Origin of the sequence: Desulfovibrio sp. 86, assembly GCF_902702915.1 — a bacterium.
Classification (GTDB): domain Bacteria; phylum Desulfobacterota; class Desulfovibrionia; order Desulfovibrionales; family Desulfovibrionaceae; genus Desulfovibrio.
Genome location: NZ_LR738849.1, coordinates 1,475,159 through 1,493,893 on the forward strand (window position 1 = coordinate 1,475,159; position 18,735 = coordinate 1,493,893).

The 18,735-nt window shown below is 59.4% G+C and carries 17 protein-coding genes; 10 read left to right on the top strand and 7 right to left on the bottom strand.

The window, feature by feature from the left end:
• Positions 1-65: 65 nt before the first annotated feature.
• Positions 66-398, top strand: coding sequence for a hypothetical protein (locus DESU86_RS06255; RefSeq protein WP_179980267.1), 333 nt, complete (start codon positions 66-68; stop codon positions 396-398).
• A 110-nt stretch (positions 399-508) separates the two neighbouring features.
• Here DESU86_RS06255 and DESU86_RS06260 read toward each other — a convergent pair whose 3' ends face one another.
• The 5 genes from DESU86_RS06260 to modA all read right to left on the bottom strand — a co-directional run bounded on the left by DESU86_RS06260 (position 509) and on the right by modA (position 5,079).
• Positions 509-1,072, bottom strand: a complete 564-nt coding sequence (locus tag DESU86_RS06260) for a Fe-S-containing hydro-lyase (protein ID WP_179980268.1) — start codon at positions 1,070-1,072, stop codon at positions 509-511.
• 8 nt (positions 1,073-1,080) lie between these two features.
• Positions 1,081-1,926: a fumarate hydratase gene (locus DESU86_RS06265; RefSeq protein WP_179981738.1), complete on the bottom strand. Its 846-nt coding sequence runs from the start codon at positions 1,924-1,926 to the stop codon at positions 1,081-1,083.
• A gap of 507 nt (positions 1,927-2,433) precedes the next feature.
• Positions 2,434-3,228 carry an ATP-binding cassette domain-containing protein gene (locus DESU86_RS06270; protein ID WP_179980269.1) on the bottom strand — a complete coding sequence of 265 codons (795 nt, stop codon included), beginning with the start codon at positions 3,226-3,228 and terminating at the stop codon, positions 2,434-2,436.
• Positions 3,225-3,905: a molybdate ABC transporter permease subunit gene (modB, locus tag DESU86_RS06275; protein WP_179980270.1), complete on the bottom strand. Its 681-nt coding sequence runs from the start codon at positions 3,903-3,905 to the stop codon at positions 3,225-3,227. Before modB ends, DESU86_RS06270 begins: the two co-directional genes overlap by 4 nt.
• A 421-nt stretch (positions 3,906-4,326) precedes the next feature.
• Positions 4,327-5,079: a molybdate ABC transporter substrate-binding protein gene (modA, locus tag DESU86_RS06280; protein WP_179980271.1), complete on the bottom strand. Its 753-nt coding sequence runs from the start codon at positions 5,077-5,079 to the stop codon at positions 4,327-4,329.
• Positions 5,080-5,234: 155 nt separating this feature from the next.
• Here modA and DESU86_RS06285 point away from each other — a divergent pair, with 155 nt between their 5' ends.
• A complete protein-coding gene (locus tag DESU86_RS06285) occupies positions 5,235-6,359 on the top strand; it encodes a TOBE domain-containing protein (protein ID WP_179980272.1) in 1,125 nt (374 codons plus the stop codon).
• 328 nt (positions 6,360-6,687) lie between these two features.
• Here DESU86_RS06285 and DESU86_RS06290 read toward each other — a convergent pair whose 3' ends face one another.
• Entirely contained in the window at positions 6,688-7,704 is a 1,017-nt protein-coding gene (locus DESU86_RS06290) for a TIGR01212 family radical SAM protein (RefSeq protein WP_179980273.1), read from the bottom strand.
• Between the two features lie 241 nt (positions 7,705-7,945).
• Here DESU86_RS06290 and DESU86_RS06295 point away from each other — a divergent pair, with 241 nt between their 5' ends.
• From DESU86_RS06295 to gap, 8 genes are all read left to right on the top strand, one after another.
• Positions 7,946-8,986 carry a rod shape-determining protein gene (locus DESU86_RS06295; RefSeq protein ID WP_179980274.1) on the top strand — a complete coding sequence of 347 codons (1,041 nt, stop codon included), beginning with the start codon at positions 7,946-7,948 and terminating at the stop codon, positions 8,984-8,986.
• 124 nt (positions 8,987-9,110) lie between these two features.
• Positions 9,111-10,001 carry a rod shape-determining protein MreC gene (gene mreC / locus DESU86_RS06300; RefSeq protein ID WP_179980275.1) on the top strand — a complete coding sequence of 297 codons (891 nt, stop codon included), beginning with the start codon at positions 9,111-9,113 and terminating at the stop codon, positions 9,999-10,001.
• The gene (locus DESU86_RS06305) at positions 9,998-10,468 is read left to right on the top strand and encodes a hypothetical protein (protein ID WP_179980276.1); all 471 of its coding nucleotides are present in this window, start codon (positions 9,998-10,000) and stop codon (positions 10,466-10,468) included. Before mreC ends, DESU86_RS06305 begins: the two co-directional genes overlap by 4 nt.
• Complete coding sequence (mrdA, locus tag DESU86_RS06310; RefSeq protein WP_232088282.1) at positions 10,452-12,368, top strand: penicillin-binding protein 2; 1,917 nt, start codon at positions 10,452-10,454, stop codon at positions 12,366-12,368. Before DESU86_RS06305 ends, mrdA begins: the two co-directional genes overlap by 17 nt.
• A gap of 216 nt (positions 12,369-12,584) precedes the next feature.
• Entirely contained in the window at positions 12,585-13,691 is a 1,107-nt protein-coding gene (rodA, locus tag DESU86_RS06315; RefSeq protein WP_179980277.1) for a rod shape-determining protein RodA, read from the top strand.
• Positions 13,692-13,716: 25 nt separating this feature from the next.
• Positions 13,717-14,058, top strand: a complete 342-nt coding sequence (locus DESU86_RS06320) for a bactofilin family protein (RefSeq protein ID WP_179980278.1) — start codon at positions 13,717-13,719, stop codon at positions 14,056-14,058.
• A 653-nt stretch (positions 14,059-14,711) separates the two neighbouring features.
• Positions 14,712-15,266: a GAF domain-containing protein gene (locus tag DESU86_RS06325; protein WP_179980279.1), complete on the top strand. Its 555-nt coding sequence runs from the start codon at positions 14,712-14,714 to the stop codon at positions 15,264-15,266.
• A 197-nt stretch (positions 15,267-15,463) separates the two neighbouring features.
• Positions 15,464-16,480, top strand: a complete 1,017-nt coding sequence (gene gap, locus DESU86_RS06330; protein WP_179980280.1) for a type I glyceraldehyde-3-phosphate dehydrogenase — start codon at positions 15,464-15,466, stop codon at positions 16,478-16,480.
• 205 nt (positions 16,481-16,685) lie between these two features.
• Here gap and DESU86_RS06335 read toward each other — a convergent pair whose 3' ends face one another.
• Positions 16,686-18,701 carry a methyl-accepting chemotaxis protein gene (locus DESU86_RS06335; protein ID WP_179980281.1) on the bottom strand — a complete coding sequence of 672 codons (2,016 nt, stop codon included), beginning with the start codon at positions 18,699-18,701 and terminating at the stop codon, positions 16,686-16,688.
• Between the last annotated feature and the right edge of the window lie 34 nt (positions 18,702-18,735).

An 18,735-nucleotide genomic window follows, 5' to 3' on the forward strand; every position in this document is an offset into this window, starting at 1 on the left:
AAAAAGTCTGATATCATTTTTGAAAATTTTATTGCTGTGATGTCACAATATATACAAGTGATACCATGAGCGCTTCCCTATGTCCATGGCTGCAAAAAAATTTGCAGCAATTATTTGTCAGACACTTTTTTACGAAACGACAAAATAAAGCATTTTCAGTATATTATCATAAAAAAGATACGCTCCGATTACAAAACGCCGTTAGCGCCTCGCCTTCACTGACTGCAAAAAAACTTCAACCCCCTTGCACCCAGAACCATTACTGGTTCGAAAAACCCGCGCTGCTGGCTGCTCCCGCGACCCTGCGGGTCGATCAATCAACCAAACGTTGTCGCCGTGTCCGCACGCTGCATTTACAAAAGTTTGTAAGCAGCCCTTCGCAGCATAACCACCTATAACTACAATATTTATCACATAATTTTCAGCTGTGAAAAAATATGGCCATTTTATCCATGCAATTTCAGTATGTTTGCTTTCCGGCTTAAAAAATTCCTGTCATTTCCACCAACTATACACGTCGGTACGGTTGTTGGCCCATTTCATAGTAATTGCCGCCGTGCGCATCCATAACCACAATGGCGGGAAAATCCTTCACCTCAAGGGCGGCCAGGGCTTCCGGCCCCAGATCGGCATAGGCCAGCACCGTGTATTTTTTGATGCTGCGTGCCACCAGCGCCCCTGCGCCGCCAATGGCCGCCAGATAGGGCGCGCCAAAACGCCCTATGGCTTCCGCCACTGCTTCGCTGCGGTACCCCTTGCCTATCATGCCCTTGAGGCCCAACTCCAGCAGTTGCGGCGTATAGGCGTCCATGCGGCCGGACGTGGTCGGCCCGGCTGCGCCGATGACCTGCCCCGGCCGCGCCGGGCTTGGCCCCAGATAGTAGACCACCGCCCCCTTCAGATCCACGGGCAAGGGTTCGCCCTTTGCCAGGCTTTCAACCATGCGCTTGTGCGCGGCGTCGCGCGCGGCCAGCAGCGTGCCTGTAATAAGCACCCTGTCCCCCGCCTGCAGCGAGCGCGCTGTGACGTCATCAAAAGGAGCGCGAATGCGCCTGGCGTCCTGATCTGCCATGGGGCCTCCTATAGCGCCACTTCGGCGTGACGCGCCGCATGGCAATTGATGTTCACGGCCACGGGCAGGCTTGCAATATGCGTGGGAGCCCACTCCACATGTACCTTGAGCGCCGTCACAAGGCCGCCGAATCCCTGCGGGCCAATGCCCGTGCTGTTGACCAGGTCAAGCAGTTCTTCTTCCAGCGCGGCGTAACGGCCATCGGCATTACGGCTTTCAAGGTCGCGGGCGGCGGCGCGTTTGGCGCAGAGCGCGGCCACTTCCATAGTGCCGCCAATACCCACGCCAACCACCATGGGCGGGCAGGCGCTGGGCCCGGCGGCCTTGACGGCCTCCAGAACCACCCGGCGCACGCCGTCGATCCCGTCGGCGGGCACCAGCATCCTGAGCAGGCTTTTGTTCTCCGACCCCGCCCCCTTGGGCGCCAGCCGCAGGCGCAGGACGTCGCCAGGCACAATGCGCGTATGGATGACAGCCGGGGTATTGTCCCCGGTATTTTTGCGCTCGAACAGCGGCTCCGCCACGCAGGATTTACGCAGATACCCTTGCGTGTAGCCGCGACGTACGCCCTCATGGATGGCCGATTCAAAATCCCCGCCCACAATGCGCACGTCCTGCCCCACGCTGGCAAAGACCACGGCCAGGCCCGTGTCCTGGCAGATGGGCATGTTCTCGGCCCTGGCCAGGGCGGCATTTTCCTGCAACTGTTCCAGGATGGCCTGCCCAATGGGCGAAGATTCCTCCTGTCTGGCGCGGGCCAGTCCCACCGCCACGTCGTCGGGCAACAAACAGCAGGCGTCCACGGCCAGGCGGGCCACTGCCCGCGATATTTCCTCGGTAGTGATTTCTTTCATGACGCACATAGGGTTTCCGATTTGGATGCCGCTCATGGATGACAACCACGAGGCGCACCAGCAAAAAAGCAGGAACAGCCACTGAGGGCAATCGTCATCCATTCGAAAATATACAGTTTTTTGAAGGGCAGCATAGCCATAATGCACGTTGTGTCAAACAACATTATGGTACTGGTGTGATGCGAAATTGTATCAACTTCCGCTGTAAAAAAGCAATGCCTATAGGCGCTTACCCAGTGCGGTTTCGGGCTTTTTTTTCCATGCATTCTTCACCATGGCTGCGGGAAGATTCACGTTTATTTTATACAATTTTGTATTGCCAATGATCGGGGCGTACCCCGACGCAACAGCCGCAGGACATCCGGCAATCAAGCCGTGTCTTTTTGCCCTGCAGCTCCATAAAATCCCTGACGGTCAGCGGACGCAAAAAACAGCGCACAGCCGGAGTCGCGTTGGCTGTGCGCTGTCGCGCTGCAAGAGCGCACCTTTCTGCCCTGGGGAGGCTCGTCAGTGAGACTTTCCCATGCAAATATCCTGCCTCTGCTCCTGCCCTTGTTCTTGCCCTTGCTCTTGCAAATATCGCAGGCAGCGGCCGGGGCTGTCAAAATCGCGCCGCAGTTCGGCATAGTTGGGCACCATCCGGGCATGGCCGTGCTCATAAAGAATCAGACTGCCCGCAAACACGTCCACATCGCCGGGATCATGCGTAATAATCACCGCAGGTATGGTGAGATCCGCCATCAGTTCCAGCAATTCTTCGCGCAGACGCTCACGCAGCAGCGGATCAAGCGCCGAGAACGGCTCATCCAGCAGCAGAAGCTCCGGATCGGCATTGAGCGCGCGGGCTAAAGCCGCGCGCTGCCGCTGGCCGCCGGAAAGCTGTGAAGGCAGGCTGCGGGCCAGATGCCCGATGCCGAACCGCTCGAGCATGTCCTGGGCGCGCCGCTGCTGTGCCGCGCACACGCGCCACGGCCAGAGGCCGGTGCCGCTGTAGGCCACATTCTGCAAAAGGGTCAGATGCGGAAACAGGGCGTAATCCTGAAACATGTAACCGATTTTGCGCCGCTGGGCGGGCACAAAGACATTGTTGTTTCCATCGTACAGCGTGCGGCCGCCAAGAAGTATATGGCCGGAATCCGGGCGCACCAGACCGGCAAGGCACTGCATGGTCAGGCTTTTACCCGAACCGGAAGGCCCGAAGAGCACCACATTCTTGTGATCCCCGCCGATCTCATAGTCCACGTCCAGGCTGAAAGGCACTGCCGCGTTTTTGAAGCTCTTGTACAAACGCAGGGAAATCATCGCCGCCGCCTTTTCAGTTTCAACAGCAATTCCGCAGCCATGAGCAGTCCCACGCAAGCAAGGGACGTGACGAGAACAAGCCAGGTGGCCTGCGCGTCGTTGCCAGCCTGAAAGGCGTCATAAATGGCCAGGGCCAGCGTCTGGGTCTTGCCGGGGATGTTGCCCGCAATCATGAGCGTCGCGCCGAATTCGCCCATCCCGCGCGCGAACGCCAGCATAAGCCCGGCAAAAATGCCCTTCCAGGCCAGCGGCAGGGACACGCTGACAAACACGCGCCACTCCGAAGCGCCGAGGGTACGGGCGGCGTCTTCCAGGTGCCCGTCCACCTGTTCCAGGGCCGCTCTGGCGGATTTGTAGATAAGCGGAAACACCACCACCGTGGCCGCCACTACCGCGCCCTTCCACGAAAAGATGAGATTGATGCCAAGTTCTGCCAGCCAATGGCCGAACACCCCTCGCCGCCCCACCAGCAAGATGAGGTAGTAGCCAAGCACCGTGGGCGGCAAAACCAGCGGCAGGGTGCACAGGGCGTCCAGCAGTGCGGGCATGGGGCCTTTTTTGCGGGCCAGCGCCCAGGCCATGAGCGTGGCCGCCACAAAGGACACCAGCGTGGCCGTGCCAGCCACCCGGAGCGAAAGCTCCAGCGGGCTCCAGATGGAAATGCCGTCAAAGTCCATTAAAATGCGTCCCCTCCACACATTGCTGGCGCACGCGGCCCCTCGCCGCACGCTCTCTTGCCCCCGGCCATCCGCCGCCCAGACTGCGCGGACAGCGCGGACAGCGCTCACCGCGCGGACAGCAAGACCGGACCGGGCTTGGCGTCAGTTGCGACCTTCTGGCCGCATGCCCGGCAAACAGGCTTTGCAAATTTCAGGCCCGGAAACTCTCGAACCTGCCTGTGCCCAGTACACCAGCGGCCAAGCCGGCAGGAGCAAAACCGGCAGGAGCAAAACGCGCCGGACGCTGCTAACGCCCGGCGCGACGCGGTTGTTCCTTGTGAGCCGTTTATTTACAACGCACTGTATCTATTGGCTTAAACAAGATTGCCTTTAAAATACTCAGTACCCTTGCCGAAGCACATTCGCAGCGACATCTGCCCTACGGCTTGGAAAAACCGTACTTGGCCAGAACCGCCTGCCCTTCGGGCGAGAGCACGAAATCGACGAATGCCTGACCCATCTTGGGGTTGGAGCCGGTGAGGGCAACGGCAATGGGATAGGTCACGGGTTCGTGTCCGCCCACAACCATCACCACGTCCACCTTGTCAGCCATCTGCTTGGCGTCGGTGGCGTACACAAAACCCGCGTCCACTTCGCCCCGGGCCACGTAGTCCAGCACCTGACGCACGCTGTTGCCCTGAATAAGGGCTGGCTGCACGGCTTCCCACAACTTGGCGTTGCCAAGGGCGTCCCTGGTGTAGCGGCCCACGGGCACAGAGTCGGGATTGCCGATGGCGATCTTCTTGAACTTCTTGAGGTCGTCAAGCTTGGGAGGCTTCTTGCTGCCCGCAGGGACAATAAGAACCAGATCATTTTCGGCAAAGTTCACGCGCGTGGCGGGGTTAACGACCTTGGCGGCCACGGCTTTGTCCATGGTGGCCTGGTCGGCGGACGCGAAGACGTCCACGGGCGCGCCTTCCTGAATCTGCTTGAGCAGGGGGTTGGACGCGGCAAAGTTCACATTGACCTTGAGATCGGCGTGGCGCTTTTCAAACATGCCTTTCAGTTCGGTGAAGGCATTGGTCAGGCTGGCCGCGCCTGAAACGGTCATTTCAGCTGCCTGCGCGGGAAGAACCAGCAGTCCTGTACAAGCCAGAGCAAGAAAAATGCGTGAAAAGAACGGTTTTTTCATGTGCTTCTCCTGGGCGCCGCAGCGCGATAATTTTGTTTATCTCATACAGGAGTAAGCCAAAGGGGCAAGGTAATCACGTTTTTTGGCAAAAGCGTGAAGACTGTACAACGTGACAGTTTTACATGTACAAGATTCAAAAAATGGCAGGATCCGGCATGGAAAAAAATAAAAACCGTGAGGAAATGGCCGCGCTGCTGCGCACCCTCTCTTCCGCAGACCGGGCATGGCTGCGCCAGCGTCTCATGCGCCGCGATTCCACTGCGCTGTTGCAGGACACCGGACGCATAAGCCCGCGCGAACTGCTGGCCGTGGAAACGTGGCTGTGGGAAAAGGCCAATGTGGCCCGTGGCCCGCGCGAAAAACGCCCTCGCCTGCGCATGTGGCTCATTTTTATGCTTTTGCGCTATGCCGCATTGCGCCTTGTGGAAATTTTCAATCTCAAGCCTGCCCATCTGGATCTTCAGGAAGGCATCATCCACGTGCCGGATAGCGACGGAACCCCGGGACGCGAGGTTCCCCTGCCGTTGACCGTAAGCCGCCGCCTGCGCCGCGTGCTGGAAGACCCCGCGCTCTTTCCTGAAAGTCAGGATCTCATGCGCTGCGACGCCAGCTACGTGCGGCGCTGCCTGCAACAGTGCGGGGCCGCCTGCGGCCTGCCCAAGGGGCTTTTAAGCGCCCGCGCCCTGCGCCACAGCCGCGCGCTTGAACTGGGACGTCAGGGCCTGCCCCTGCCTGTGGTGGACATCTTTTTGGGACGCCGCGCCGCTCCGGGACAAAACAGCATCGTGCGCTGCGACCCGCAGGAGGCCCGCCGCCTTCTGCGCGAACAACTGCAAAGGGAGCGCCCCATGAAAACCAGCGCCAGAAACGTCTTTCAGGGGCGCATTACCTCACTGCGACAGACCGGCATCTTGGTGGAAGTGGTGCTGCGCACTGCCGGCGGCCTGCGCATCGTCTCGCTTATCACGGACGAAAGCTGCCGCACCCTGGCCCTGACCGAGGGCAAACTGGTCAACGCCAGCGTCAAGGCCCCATGGGTCCTTGTGTCGCCGGGTGAACTGCCAAAAAACTCCCCGCCTCCGGCGGAAAACTGCTTTCTCGGCGTGATTGAAAAGGTACGCGAGGATCAGATGGTGGCAGAGGTTGTGGTGGCCCTGCCCGAGGGCAGCCTTGTGTGCGCCATACAAAGCTGCTGCCTTGAATCTTCCGACGCGTTCAAGGTGGGACAAAAAGCCACCGTGCTGTTCAAATCTTTTTCTGTCATTCTGAATCTGGATTAGAACTGTTTACGGATGAGATATTTTGTGGGGGAGGGACCCTCCCCCTAAAATCTTTGCTTCATTTTCATGTAGAGCAATTTAAAAATGAAGTTGCACTGGCGACTGCGAGAGCACGCCTTCGCTACGGATGCGTAAGCGCAGGTTATCTGCACGGTTAAGGGCTCACGGATTAAAGAGCCTCCTGGAAACTTAAAGAACCTCCTGGAAACGCGCTGGTATTTCCTTTGGCAAGGCGCGATCTTTTTTCAAGCAGGAATGGACGCTTCCGTCCCCCACTGTTTCAAAAAAAGCGAAGCAAGTCCGCCAAACGGAAGACATCAGCGTTTCCTCAACCGCCGTACCATTCCGGCCGCGCCTCCGGCACGTCCGCCGCCTTGCCCTGCCAAAGATCGCGCGCTGTCATGGCCCGGCGAAGATCGGTAATGACGCCGCGCTTTTCCGCCGCCCAGGCCGGGGCCAGCAGTTCGCCGGGGGCCGGGTCGCTCTGCACCCGGTGCATGATTATGGTCGAGGGTATGCGCGGCAGGGCCGCGCAAAGCAGGTCCACATATTCGTCGCGGGCCAGGGGCTTGTAGCCGCCCTCCTCATACTGACGGGCCAGGGCCGTGCCCAGGGGCACGTAGACATTGTGTATTTTCAGCCCACGCAGCGGCAGCGAGAGCGCCCAGTCAAGGCTTTGCAAAAAGGCTTTTTCATCCTCGCCCGGCAGTCCGGCCATGAGATGCCCGCACACCGCAAGGCCCCGCGCGGCCGCCGCGCGCACGGCCCACTCGGAACAGGCGGCGTCGTGCCCACGGTTTATGCGCCTGAGCGTGGCGTCATGCATGCTTTGCAGACCAAGCTCCAGCCACACCTCGGCAAGGCCGCTTTTCTGCCCATTGTCTCCGTCAGCATTTCGCGTATAGTGCTCTGCACCACCTCTGGTGACGCTGACAAATGCGCCGCATGCGGCCAGCATGTCCAGCTTGCGCTGGTCAAGACAGTCCGGCCGCGTGCCCACGGCCACGCCAAGGCAGCCGGGCAGAGCCGCTACCTGTTGGAGCAGAAGTTGCAAGCGTTCTGGCGAACCGTAGGTATTGGAATAGGACTGAAGATAGGCCATAAAGGCCCTGTCTGCATCGGTTGTACGGTACTTTTCAAGCCAGGCCAGCCATTGGCTGTCCAGGGAAAAGCCGCGCCCGCCAAGGCCGGAACCGGAACCGGAAGCATTGCAGAACGTGCAGCCGCGACGCGAGAGCGAACCATCGCGGTTGGGGCAGGAGGCTCCTGCGTCAAGTGGAATTTTTTGCACCCGTGTGCCGTATTTGCGGCGAAAATACACGGCCAGAGTATGCCAGCGCAGCATGTTTACAAGCCTTGACGGCGAAAAAATCCGGGTAGCGGCGGGGACAAAGATTTTGAACCTCGCGCCAGCCATCTTGACTTCGCGCCCGATTTAGCAGAACAGTTTTCAGCCTGACGTTACCGATTTTTACCGCCCCCCGCCTTATCCGCACACCGGGCGCGGGGCGTTGTCATTAAACTTGACGGACAATTTCCCTTGGGGCGAAGATACGCATACCAGCACAGCGAGGCAAGTTAGAGTAATGTCCAAAATTCTGGATTTCGCATTAGGCATGTTTTCCAATGACCTGGCCATCGACCTTGGCACGGCCAATACCTGCGTCTACGTCAAGGGACACGGTATCGTGCTGCGTGAGCCGTCGGTGGTGGCCGTCAAAAAAGATGCGCGGGGCAACAACGTGGTTCTGGCCGTCGGTCAGGACGCCAAGCGCATGCTCGGCAGAACGCCCGGCAACATCTGGGCCATCCGCCCCATGAAGGACGGCGTCATTGCCGACTTTGAAGTGACCGAAGCCATGTTGCGCCACTTCATCGCCAAGGTACACAACTCGCGCCGCCTGGTGCGCCCGCGTATCATGATATGCGTGCCCACGGGCATCACCCAGGTTGAAAAACGCGCGGTGAAAGAATCGGCCCAGTCAGCCGGCGCGCGTGAAGTATACCTCATCGAGGAGCCCATGGCCGCAGCCATCGGCGCGGATCTGCCCATTCAGGAACCTACCTCCAACATGGTGGTGGATATCGGCGGCGGCACCACTGAAGTGGCGGTCATCTCCCTTTCGGGCATCGTGTATTCGCGCTCGGTTCGCGTTGGCGGCGACAAGATGGACGAAGCCATCATGACGCACGTCAAGCGCAAGTATAACATGCTCATCGGCGAATCTTCGGCTGAAGAAATCAAGATCAAGATCGCCTCGGCCTATCCGCTTGATCCGGAACAGCAGATTGAGGTCAAGGGCCGCGACCTTGTGACGGGCATTCCCCAGAATATCATCATCACCTCGGAGGAAGTGCGCAAGGCCATTTCCGAACAGGTGGACAGCATAGTGCAGGCCGTGCGCATCGCCCTGGAACAGACGCCGCCCGAACTGGCGGCCGACATTGTGGACAGGGGCATCGTGCTTACGGGCGGCGGCGCGCTGCTCAAGGGCCTGGACCAGCTTTTGCGCGAAGAAACCTCCCTGCCCATCACTGTTGTGGACGACCCCCTGTCCACCGTTGTTGTGGGCACGGGCCGGGCTATGGACAACCTGCATATTCTTAAAGAAGTGTGCATCGACTGATTCGTGCGGCATACGCGCGCACCCAGCTTCAATGCCGGACTGCTGACGGCGCCGTGCTGGAAAAACACATTCCAGCGTGGCGCCGCTCGCGTTTGAACGGTCTGCTCAACGGGAGCCCCTGCCTGTGACCCTGCGGCGTATTCTCATTCTTGCGGGCATCATGCTCATCCTTTTTCTGGCCATGTATTCCTGGAATCAACGCACGCGCGCGCTGGACGACCTCGCTGCGGAAATCGGCCTTGAACTGGCCGGAGCCGTGCTCAAGCCCCTGCGCAGCCTCCAGGATTCCGGTCAGGACATGTGGGATCGCTATTTTGACCTCGTGGCCGTTCGTGAAGAAAACGAGGACCTCAAGCAACGCGTCAACGAGCTTGAGGCCAGGCTGCTGGCCAACGGCGAAGACATGGCTGAACTCAAGCGTTTGCGCGCCCTCATCCAGCTGCCGGTGGACCAGAGCTGGCGTCCCCTCGGCGCGCGGGTGCTGGCCGGGCGCATGGGCCCCAACGCCGTGCTTGACAGCATCACCATCAGCCGTGGCTACAGCACGGGCGGCCGCCCCGGCACGCCCATCGTCACCCATCAGGGCCTTGTGGGCCGCGTGCTCAAGGCCAGCGCCCACAGCGCCATTGCCCTGCTGCTCACGGATCCGGGCAGCCGCATCGCCGTATTTTCGCAAGAAAGCCGCGCCCCCGGCATCCTTACCGGGCACGGCACCGGCCAGCCGATGGAAGTGAATTTCGTGCAGCGCGCCGCCAGGGTGCACGAAGGGGAAATTCTCATCACCTCCGGGCTGGACGGCAAGTACCCCAAGGGCATACCCGTGGCCAGGGTGCTCAGCGTCGCCCCCTCTGACTACACCCAGTTCATGGCCATCAAGGCCGAACCGCTGGTGGATCTGCACCATCTGGAAGAAGTGCTGCTGCTGGAGCCCACAGGCATAGCGCCGCCTCCGGATCTGGGCGCGCCGCCCAAAGAAATTCACGGGCCTCCCGCGCCCGTTCGCCCCGGCTCATGAGCGCCCTGCGCGACATCCTCTGGTGGCTCTGCTTTCTGGCCGTGGCCGTGGGCATACAGGCGGCGGTTCCGGGGCTGGACGTCATGGCGGTGGGTCTTATTATTCTGCTGCAGGAAAGGGACTACAAAAACATGCTCTGGCTGCTGCCCTCCTTCATTCTTTTGCAGGAAGGCATGGGAACCAGGGTCTTTGGCGGCGTCATCGTCTGGTACGCGGCCGTTATCGTGCTGTTTCGCATGGGCCGCTGGCTGTTTGAGGCCGAGAATTTTTTATTCATTTTTCTGCTTTCGGCCTGCATGGGCGGGGCGTATTACGCAGTGGCATGGCTTATGGCCCCATTGCAGGACCTGCCCTTCAATACGCAGGACATACTGGATAAAAGCCTGATCCAGGCAATCTTCATACCTTTTGCCTGGAAATTACTGGTGGCAACCCGCCGTGGGAAGGGCCATGTTTCGGAAAGCTAAGAAGAGCCTGCTCGGCGCAAAAGATAAGCACGCCAGCAAGGGCATACGCTCCTGGCTGAAAATCCAGGTTGAAAGCGAAGGCTACCAGCCCCCGCGCGGCGGGGTCATCCTGCTTCAGGTGCTGGTTGGCCTGCTGTTTTTTGTTTTTGTGGTGCGCTTCTGGTACCTGCAGATGCACCGTGGGGCAGAGTTTGCGCAGCAGGCGCAGAACAACCGCCTGCGCATCGAGCGCATCTTCGCCCCGCGCGGCCGCATCATGGACGATCAGGGCAAAGTGCTGGCCGACAACCGCACGGCCTACGGCCTTTCGCTGGTGCGCGAAGACTGCCCCGACATCCCGGCGACCCTGGCCCAGATCAGCGCGTGGTCGGGCATTCCCCTGCCGCAGATATGGGACAAGTTCCGTCAGGACAGGTTCAAGGTCAAATCATTTGAACCTCTCCTGATGATTACAGATATCGATTTCGACCTGGTGGCGCGCATCGAATCGGAAATCTATGCGTGGCCCGGCCTTGAAATCGTGGTGCGCACCAAGCGCAGCTACCCTGAAAAAGATCTCTTTGCGCACGTGCTCGGCTACGTGGCCGAAGCCAACGAGCAGGAAATGGCCGCAGACAGCGCCCTTGCCATGGGCGACCTCGTGGGCAAGCAGGGCCTGGAACTGGAGCTGGAAAAGCAGTTGCGTGGCCGCAAGGGCCTCTACGACGTTGAGGTGGACGCCCACTCCCGCGTGCTGGGCAAGCTTTTGCGTGAAGAACCCCGTGGCGGCAAGGAAATACGCCTCTCGCTGGACAGGGATCTTCAGGAGGCCGCCTGGAACGCCCTTGGCGGCGAGGCTGGCTGCGTGGTGGTTATGGAGCCGAACACGGGCAAGCTGCGCGCGCTCGTCACCTCGCCCGCCTATGACAACAATCTTTTTGCGGCGGGCATTTCCCAGCGCGACTGGGACGCCCTGCGCACCAACAGCCGGTTTCCCTTGCAAAACCGCGTCATCCAGAGCGTGTACCCGCCCGGCTCGGTGTGGAAGCTGGTCGTGGCCGCCATGCTGCTGGAGCGCGGCGTCAACCCGCGTGAAACCGTGAACTGCTCCGGGCAGGTCACGCTGGGCAACCAGATATTCCGCTGCTGGAAGCGTGGCGGCCATGGCGCGCAGGACATGCAGAACGCCATAATCAATTCCTGCGACGTCTATTTTTACCAGATGGGCGAGCGCATGGGCATTGACAAGCTGGAGGAATTTGCCAAGGCCAGCGGCTTCGGCCGCCCCACCGGCATTGACCTGCCGCACGAAAAATCCGGTCTTGTGCCCTCCAAGGACTGGAAGCGCCGCCGCTTCGGCCGCCCCTGGGTGCGCGGCGAGACTTACAACGTCTCCATCGGCCAGGGCTACACCCTGGTTACGCCCGTGCAGATGGCCGTGTTTGTGTCGGGCCTGCTCAACGGCGGCGACCTGCTCAAGCCCCAGTTGCTGGATGACGCGCCACGCGAAATCAAGGGGCACATCCCCGCCAAGCCCTCCACCCTCAACTTTGTGGTGGAAGCCATGCGCAAAACGGCCGCCAACGGCACGGCCAGGGTGGTGGGCCGCAAGGACGCCGACATGGGCGGCAAAACGGGCACGGCCCAGGTGGTCAAACTCAAGATGGCCGCCAACGACCGCCGCCTGCGCACCCACGAAATGGAATACGCCCAGCGCGATCACGCCTGGGTCACCACATGGGGCGTCAAGGACGGCAAATCCTATGTGGTGGTGGTCATGGTCGAGCACGGCGGCGGTGGTTCCAGCGTGGCTGGCCCCGTAGCGAAAAAAGTCTACGATCACCTTTTTGGTCCCGACCCCAACGCTCCGGCGGCTCCTGTGATTCAGGCCCCGGCGAGCCCCGGGGAACGGGCCGACTAGAACAGATCAACTTTGAAATGAGAAGCATTTCAAAGTTTTCATTCAGCCGAAAAATGCGATTGTCGGCTGAATCCACGCCACGTTGTGGCGCGCTGCACTGTCATGCAGCGTTAGAGCATTTACACTTTTTCAAAGGTAAAATGCTCTAGGAACGCAGGCATGGGCGGCCCTCCTTTTTTACGCCCCTTGGAACATGTTCTGACCAGGTAGAAGCGCATGGATAAAAGTCTTCTCAGCTATATCAACTGGGGCCTCCTGGCCTGCATGCTGCTGCTCTATCTTGTGGGCGTGGGCAATCTGTATTCGGCCAGCGGTACGCGGGTCGAATCCGGGCTGGCCTTCAACAGCTTTTACCAGCGCCAGATCATCTGGGGCCTGTGTGGCCTGGCCTGCATGCTGCTGGCCATGATGTTTGACTACCGGCAGTTGCGCAACCTGGCCTGGCCCTTCTTTTTTCTGACCATATTTCTTCTGCTGCTGGTGCCCATTGCGGGCAAGACCGTGTACGGAGCCAAACGCTGGATATCGCTTGGCTTCATGAGCCTTCAGCCCTCCGAGCTGGCCAAGCTTTCAGTGCTGGTGCTGGCTGCCCGCCTGCTGGCGCGCGACAGCCGCCCCCTTGGCTGGAAGGACTTTTTCTCCGTATTCTTCGTCTGCCTGTTGCCCTGCGCCCTCATCATCACCCAGCCGGACCTTGGCACCACCATGCTCCTTCTGCTTATCCTGGCGGGCATGATACTTTTTCACGGACTCAAGGGCTATGTGCTGAAAACATGCCTTCTGGCCGTGCCCGGCGTGGGGGCCCTCATGTGGTTTGTGGGCATGCACGACTACCAGCGCCAGCGCATTCTGACCTTCCTTGACCCCACCACCGACCCGCGCGGCACCGGCTACCACATCATCCAGTCGCGCATCGCCATCGGCTCCGGCGAGCTCTGGGGCAAGGGCTTCAAAGAAGGCACGCAAAGCCAGCTACGCTTCTTGCCAGAGCGCCATTCAGACTTTGCCGTGGCCGTTTTTGGCGAGGAATGGGGCTTTGTGGGCTGCGTTGCCCTGGTCACCCTGTTCTGCCTCTTTTTGCTTTCCATCTTTTCCACAGCCGTGCAGGCCAAGGACCGTTTTGGCAGCATGCTGGTGGTCGGGGTATTCTTTTACTTTTTCTGGCAGATACTTATCAACATGGGCATGGTCATCGGCATCATGCCCGTGGTGGGCATTCCGCTGCCCTTCATCAGCTACGGGGGCAGCGCCACCCTGGTCAATTTCACGCTGCTGGGCATAGTGCTCAACGTGTCCATGCGGCGATTCATGTTCAAGGGATAATTGCAAATATAACGGGGAGACTGCTGTGGCCAAGGACGAAATAGCCTACCTGGGTTCCGATACAGTTTATGAAGGCAAACTGCATTTCAAGGGCACCGTGCGCATTGAAGGCAAGTACAATGGCGAGATCGTGAGCGAAGGCACACTGAATGTGGGCAAGGACGCTCAGGTCACCGGCACGCTTGATGTGGGCGAACTTCTGCTCTCCGGCCGGTTCTCCGGCGAAATCACGGCCCGCCGCCGCGTGGTCGTCTACGGATCGGGCATACTTGAAGGCCGCGTGCAAACCCCCGTGCTGCTGACCGAAGAAGGCGGCATCATCGAAGGCCAGGTGAGCATGCAGAGCTCCGGCAAGGTCAAAGCCTAGGAAACGCTGATTTATAGAGTTCTGTGGGGGAGGGACCCTTTTGCAAAAGGGTCCCTCCCCCACGCCCCCACCCCCTAAAACTCTTGGTATGATTTTGCAGCGTTGAAAGGGGTTCTGCTTTGGAATAGGACGTTAGAGCATTTTACCTTTGAAAAAACGTACATGCTCTACCGCTGCTCCAACATACTGCAACGTGCGGTATGACGTGAACGCGCGTCAAAACACCGCCAGCAAGAAATGCAGCCTGCTTAGGCGCACAGCCCACTCTGAAGCACAGGCACATAGGCACGCCGCCCGCACAAGAAATTCAGCCCGCCCAGAGCCACAGCCCGCACAAGGCTTTTTATTCCACCCCGCCTGCGGCCCAAGGGGCCGCCCACGCCGCCATTTGCCCCATGTGACAAAATAGCGCATACTCACACACTGGCGCGTTGCATAACCGACACTGTCAGTTGGCAGTATGGCTTGCATACGCGTATGCGCAGAGCCGCCAGAAACGCCACCCTGGCGTTACCCGCGTAGCGACATTGCGACCCCCATGGCGGACGCCTGCTCTCGCGCCCGCCAGAGCAACTTCAAAGTGCACTTGCTTGAGTGGCCCCGGCCACAGTACAGGCAGACTACTTTGCAACGCTTTCTTCAAGGAGGCACACATGGCACAAGACTATTTTCGCGCTCTCAGAGATGTTGCGCTGGTCATCAACTCCAGCCTTGAGCCCAAGGATGTCCTGCACAAAATAACCGAACAGACAGCCGTCACCATGGGCTGCAAGGCCAGCACCATCCGCCTGCTGGACAGCACTGGCCGCTTTTTGCTGCCCAGCGCCGCCTACGGCCTTTCCGGCACCTACCTGCGCAAGGGGCCGGTGGAAGTGAAGCGCAGCGGCATGGACGGCGAAGTGCTTGCCGGCAAGACCATCCACCTCAAGGACGCCACCGCCGACGGACGCTTTCAGTATCCCGATTCGGCCAGGGCGGAAGGCCTCGTTTCCGTTCTGTCCGCCCCGCTGATGGTGGACGGCAAGGCCATTGGCCTTATCCGCGTCTATTCCGCCCAAGAACGTGAATTCACGGCCGACGAACAGACCTTTATGGAAGCCGTGGCCGCCATCTCGGCCCTGGCCATTGAAAATTCGCGCCTGCATGAGGCGCTGCGCAACAATTACGAACTGATGACCAAGCACGCGTACCCGGTCTACGAAGACTAAGGCGGGTTGCCCTTGAGGACAGACATTTTCAAGGGTCACAGCACGCCAGGTACGGCGCGCAGTTGCGCAGATGGATTACGGCTGCTCCCCCCGGAAGGGCCGACCCAGTTCAGAATCGTGCGGGCAAACGGCGTTTCGCGCATGAAGAGCGCACGTCGCCTGAAGACACTTCCCTCTAGTTTGTGAGGATTTCGCATATGAGCAAAATCAGAATAGGCATCAACGGCTTTGGCCGCATCGGCAGGCAGGTTTTCCGCGCCCTGCACAAGAGCTACCGCGACCGCGTGGAAGTGGTGGCCATCAACGACCTTTTCGACGCTGAAACCAACTTTCACCTGCTGGAATACGACTCGGTTTACGGGCGCGCCTATCTGGACGCCAAGATCGACGGCGCCGAAGTGACCGTGGGCGACTGGAAGGTGCACTGCTTCGCCGAGCGCGACCCCAAGCAGCTTGCCTGGGGCCAATACGGCGTGGACATTGTGGTGGAAAGCACGGGCATTTTCCGCAAGGCTTCCCAGTGCTCCGTCCACATTGAGAACGGGGCCAAAAAGGTCATCATCACTGCCCCGGCCAAGGAAGAAGACATCACCATCGTCATGGGCGTCAACCATCAGGACTACGATCCGGCCAAACACCACATCGTGTCCAACGCCTCGTGCACGACCAACTGCCTTGCCCCTGTGGCCCTGGTGCTGCAGAACGAATTCGGCATCCAGATCGGCAACATGACCACCATCCACTCCTACACCAACGACCAGCGCATCCTGGACATGGCCCACAAGGACCCCCGCCGTGCCCGCGCCGCCGCGTGCAATATCATTCCCACGTCCACCGGTGCGGCGCAGGCCGTGGCCAAGGTCATTCCCGCGCTCAAGGGCAAATTCAGCGGCTACTCGCTGCGTGTGCCCACGCCCACCGTGTCTGTGGTGGACTTCAGCGGCATCCTTGAAAAGGAAACCGACACCGAAACCCTGCTGGGCAAACTCAAGGACGCCTCGGAGACCTACCTCAAGGGCATTCTTGAATACAATGACAAGCCATTGGTTTCCATGGACTTTAAAGGAAATCCCGCTTCTTCCATCCTTGAGGCTTCCTACACCACGGTGCAGGAAGGCAAGATGGTCAAGGTGGTGGCATGGTACGACAACGAGTGGGGCTACTCCTGCCGCGTTTGCGACCTGGCCTGCCTCATGGCAGAAAAGGGCATCTAGGGCAGATTACCTTTGAAAACGGTTACAGGATATACCCACCTCGGCCCCAACTCGCCTTATTCCGGTAAAACGCCATAAAGGTTTTGGGGGGAGGGGGTGTGGGGGAGGAGACCCTTTTGCAAAAGGGTCCCTCCCCCACAAGCATTTCTTCCCGCACAAACACTTCTTCCCCCGCCCCCTCACAAGCGTTTCAACGCTGCTCCGCCTACGACCTCTTGAGCTGATCCACAATGGCCCGCAAATCGCCGGACATGGCTGCAAGCTGCTGCACCGCCTGGGTGGACTCCGCCTGTCCCCGCGATGTTTCTTCTGAGATTCTTGTTACTTCTTCAATGGCCTGACTGATCTGTTCCGAAGCTGCGGACTGTTCTTCGGCGGCCGTGGCTATGGACTGCGCCTGATCGGCGTTGTCCTTGGCGTAGGTGAGGATATTTCCAAGCGCCGTGCCGGAATCGTGCGAAAGCGTTGTGGTTTTTCCCACGGTGTTTACAGCTGAATCCATAGAGTGGATGCTTTTTTGCGCGGCCGTCTGAATGGCTGAGATGTTTTCTCCCACTTCCTTGGTGGCGCCGATGGTTTTTTCGGCCAGCTTGCGCACCTCGTCAGCCACCACGGCGAATCCGCGTCCGGCCTCGCCTGCGCGGGCTGCCTCAATGGCGGCGTTGAGCGCAAGCAGACTGGTCTGATCCGCGATATCGTTGATGACGTCCATGATGGCTCCGATGCTGTTGGCCTGCCGCCCCAGCACGGTGAGGTCTTCCTTCATGGTGTGGCTTTGCGTCTCCAGCTCATTGACCGCAGCGATGACCTGGTGCACCAGTTCCGCGCCGCGTCCGGCCTCTTTTTGCGTATTCACGGCATTGGTGGCGGCATCGCCCGAATTGCGGGCGACCTCAACCACGGACACGCTCATCTGCTCCATGCTGGTGGCGGTTTCAGTCATGCGTTGCTGCTGCACTGACGCCGCCTTGGATATCTGCTCCGCCTGGGCAGCCAGTTCTTCTGTGCTTGAGGCTATGCGTTCCACAATCCCTTCGATCTGCGAAGCCGCCTGAAGGATGCCGCGCCGCGTGGCCAGTTCGGCCTCCTTGCGGGCCTCTTCTGCTTCGGCCACGGCCTTGCGGGCGCGTTCGGCCTCCTTGGTGGCAAGTTTTTCTTTTTCTGCCGTGGTGGATATCATTTCCTTGAGTCTGTTCACCATGGTGCGCAGGGCGTCGGCCAGCACGCCAACCTCGTCCCTGCTTCTGACGTTCAGCGTTTCGTCCAGCCTGCCTGCGGACACGGAGGCGGCAAAGTCCACGCACTTGTTAAGGGGCTTGAAGATCAGGCGGGTCACAAGAAACATCACCATCAGGGCTGAAAAAACCAGGGCCACCACGGCGGCGATGGAACTGTACAGCAGGTTCTGGTCCGAATCCTGGTGGATGACGCTCATCTCTTCGTACGTCCACACCTTCCAATCCAGCCCCTTGATGGTGTAGAGGCTGCCCACATACTGCTCGTTGCTGTGGGTGAAGGATATCCTGCCATCGGAATTCTGCGTGCGGTATTTGTCCAGGCCGGAAACCTCGTCCCACAGGCTTTTGCCGATGCGCTTTTCATTCCTGTTGGCCATGATGTAGCCATCGGCCCTGGTCAGAAAGACGTTCTGGAAATCCAGCACGCCGTTGGCGAACGTGGTGATGTCCGTAAGGCCCAGGTTGATGCACAGTGCGCCCACCACCTTTCCGTTGTCCATGATGGGCACGCCCACGGCCATGACTGTGGCCCCGATGGATGAGGTGTACGGCGTGGTGACCACGCGCTTTTCACCGGAAAAAATGCGTTTGTACCACTCGCGCCCAAGACTTTTGGCATTGAAATTGGGGATCATGCCCTTGTCATTGTGCGCCTCGCCGTTTTCAAAACAATAGTAGGCTTCCACAAGCTTTGTCTGCTGCAACAGCTGGACAAGCACATTCCTGCGGTATTGGTACAGGTCGTCGCCAGTGACGCCAACGGGCTGAACCAACATTTTGGCTGACAGTTCCAGCATGTTGAAATACACGTCCATCTTTTCGGCAACGGCTTTGCCCACGGATCGTGAGATGGTGTCCAACTGCTCGATCTTGGCGGCATTGGATGAAGAACTGAAGCTTTTGTACGAGTTGGCCGTCATGGCCACGATAACCAGCGAGAAGAACGCGAAAACACTTAGAACAATTTTATTCTTTGCACTCATGGTTGCGTCACGTCCTTGATTGTAAAAAAAGTAA

Excerpts from the sequence above, each read along its gene's own strand:
- DESU86_RS06255 (WP_179980267.1), top strand. The coding sequence starts at position 66 with ATGAGCGCTTCCCTATGTCCATGGCTGCAAAAAAATTTGCAGCAATTA.
- DESU86_RS06260 (WP_179980268.1), bottom strand. The coding sequence starts at position 1,072 with ATGGCAGATCAGGACGCCAGGCGCATTCGCGCTCCTTTTGATGACGTC.
- DESU86_RS06265 (WP_179981738.1), bottom strand. The coding sequence starts at position 1,926 with ATGAAAGAAATCACTACCGAGGAAATATCGCGGGCAGTGGCCCGCCTG.
- DESU86_RS06270 (WP_179980269.1), bottom strand. The coding sequence starts at position 3,228 with ATGATTTCCCTGCGTTTGTACAAGAGCTTCAAAAACGCGGCAGTGCCT.
- modB (WP_179980270.1), bottom strand. The coding sequence starts at position 3,905 with ATGGACTTTGACGGCATTTCCATCTGGAGCCCGCTGGAGCTTTCGCTC.
- modA (WP_179980271.1), bottom strand. The coding sequence starts at position 5,079 with ATGAAAAAACCGTTCTTTTCACGCATTTTTCTTGCTCTGGCTTGTACA.
- DESU86_RS06285 (WP_179980272.1), top strand. The coding sequence starts at position 5,235 with ATGGAAAAAAATAAAAACCGTGAGGAAATGGCCGCGCTGCTGCGCACC.
- DESU86_RS06290 (WP_179980273.1), bottom strand. The coding sequence starts at position 7,704 with ATGCTGCGCTGGCATACTCTGGCCGTGTATTTTCGCCGCAAATACGGC.
- DESU86_RS06295 (WP_179980274.1), top strand. The coding sequence starts at position 7,946 with ATGTCCAAAATTCTGGATTTCGCATTAGGCATGTTTTCCAATGACCTG.
- DESU86_RS06305 (WP_179980276.1), top strand. The coding sequence starts at position 9,998 with ATGAGCGCCCTGCGCGACATCCTCTGGTGGCTCTGCTTTCTGGCCGTG.
- mrdA (WP_232088282.1), top strand. The coding sequence starts at position 10,452 with ATGTTTCGGAAAGCTAAGAAGAGCCTGCTCGGCGCAAAAGATAAGCAC.
- rodA (WP_179980277.1), top strand. The coding sequence starts at position 12,585 with ATGGATAAAAGTCTTCTCAGCTATATCAACTGGGGCCTCCTGGCCTGC.
- DESU86_RS06325 (WP_179980279.1), top strand. The coding sequence starts at position 14,712 with ATGGCACAAGACTATTTTCGCGCTCTCAGAGATGTTGCGCTGGTCATC.
- gap (WP_179980280.1), top strand. The coding sequence starts at position 15,464 with ATGAGCAAAATCAGAATAGGCATCAACGGCTTTGGCCGCATCGGCAGG.
- DESU86_RS06335 (WP_179980281.1), bottom strand. The coding sequence starts at position 18,701 with ATGAGTGCAAAGAATAAAATTGTTCTAAGTGTTTTCGCGTTCTTCTCG.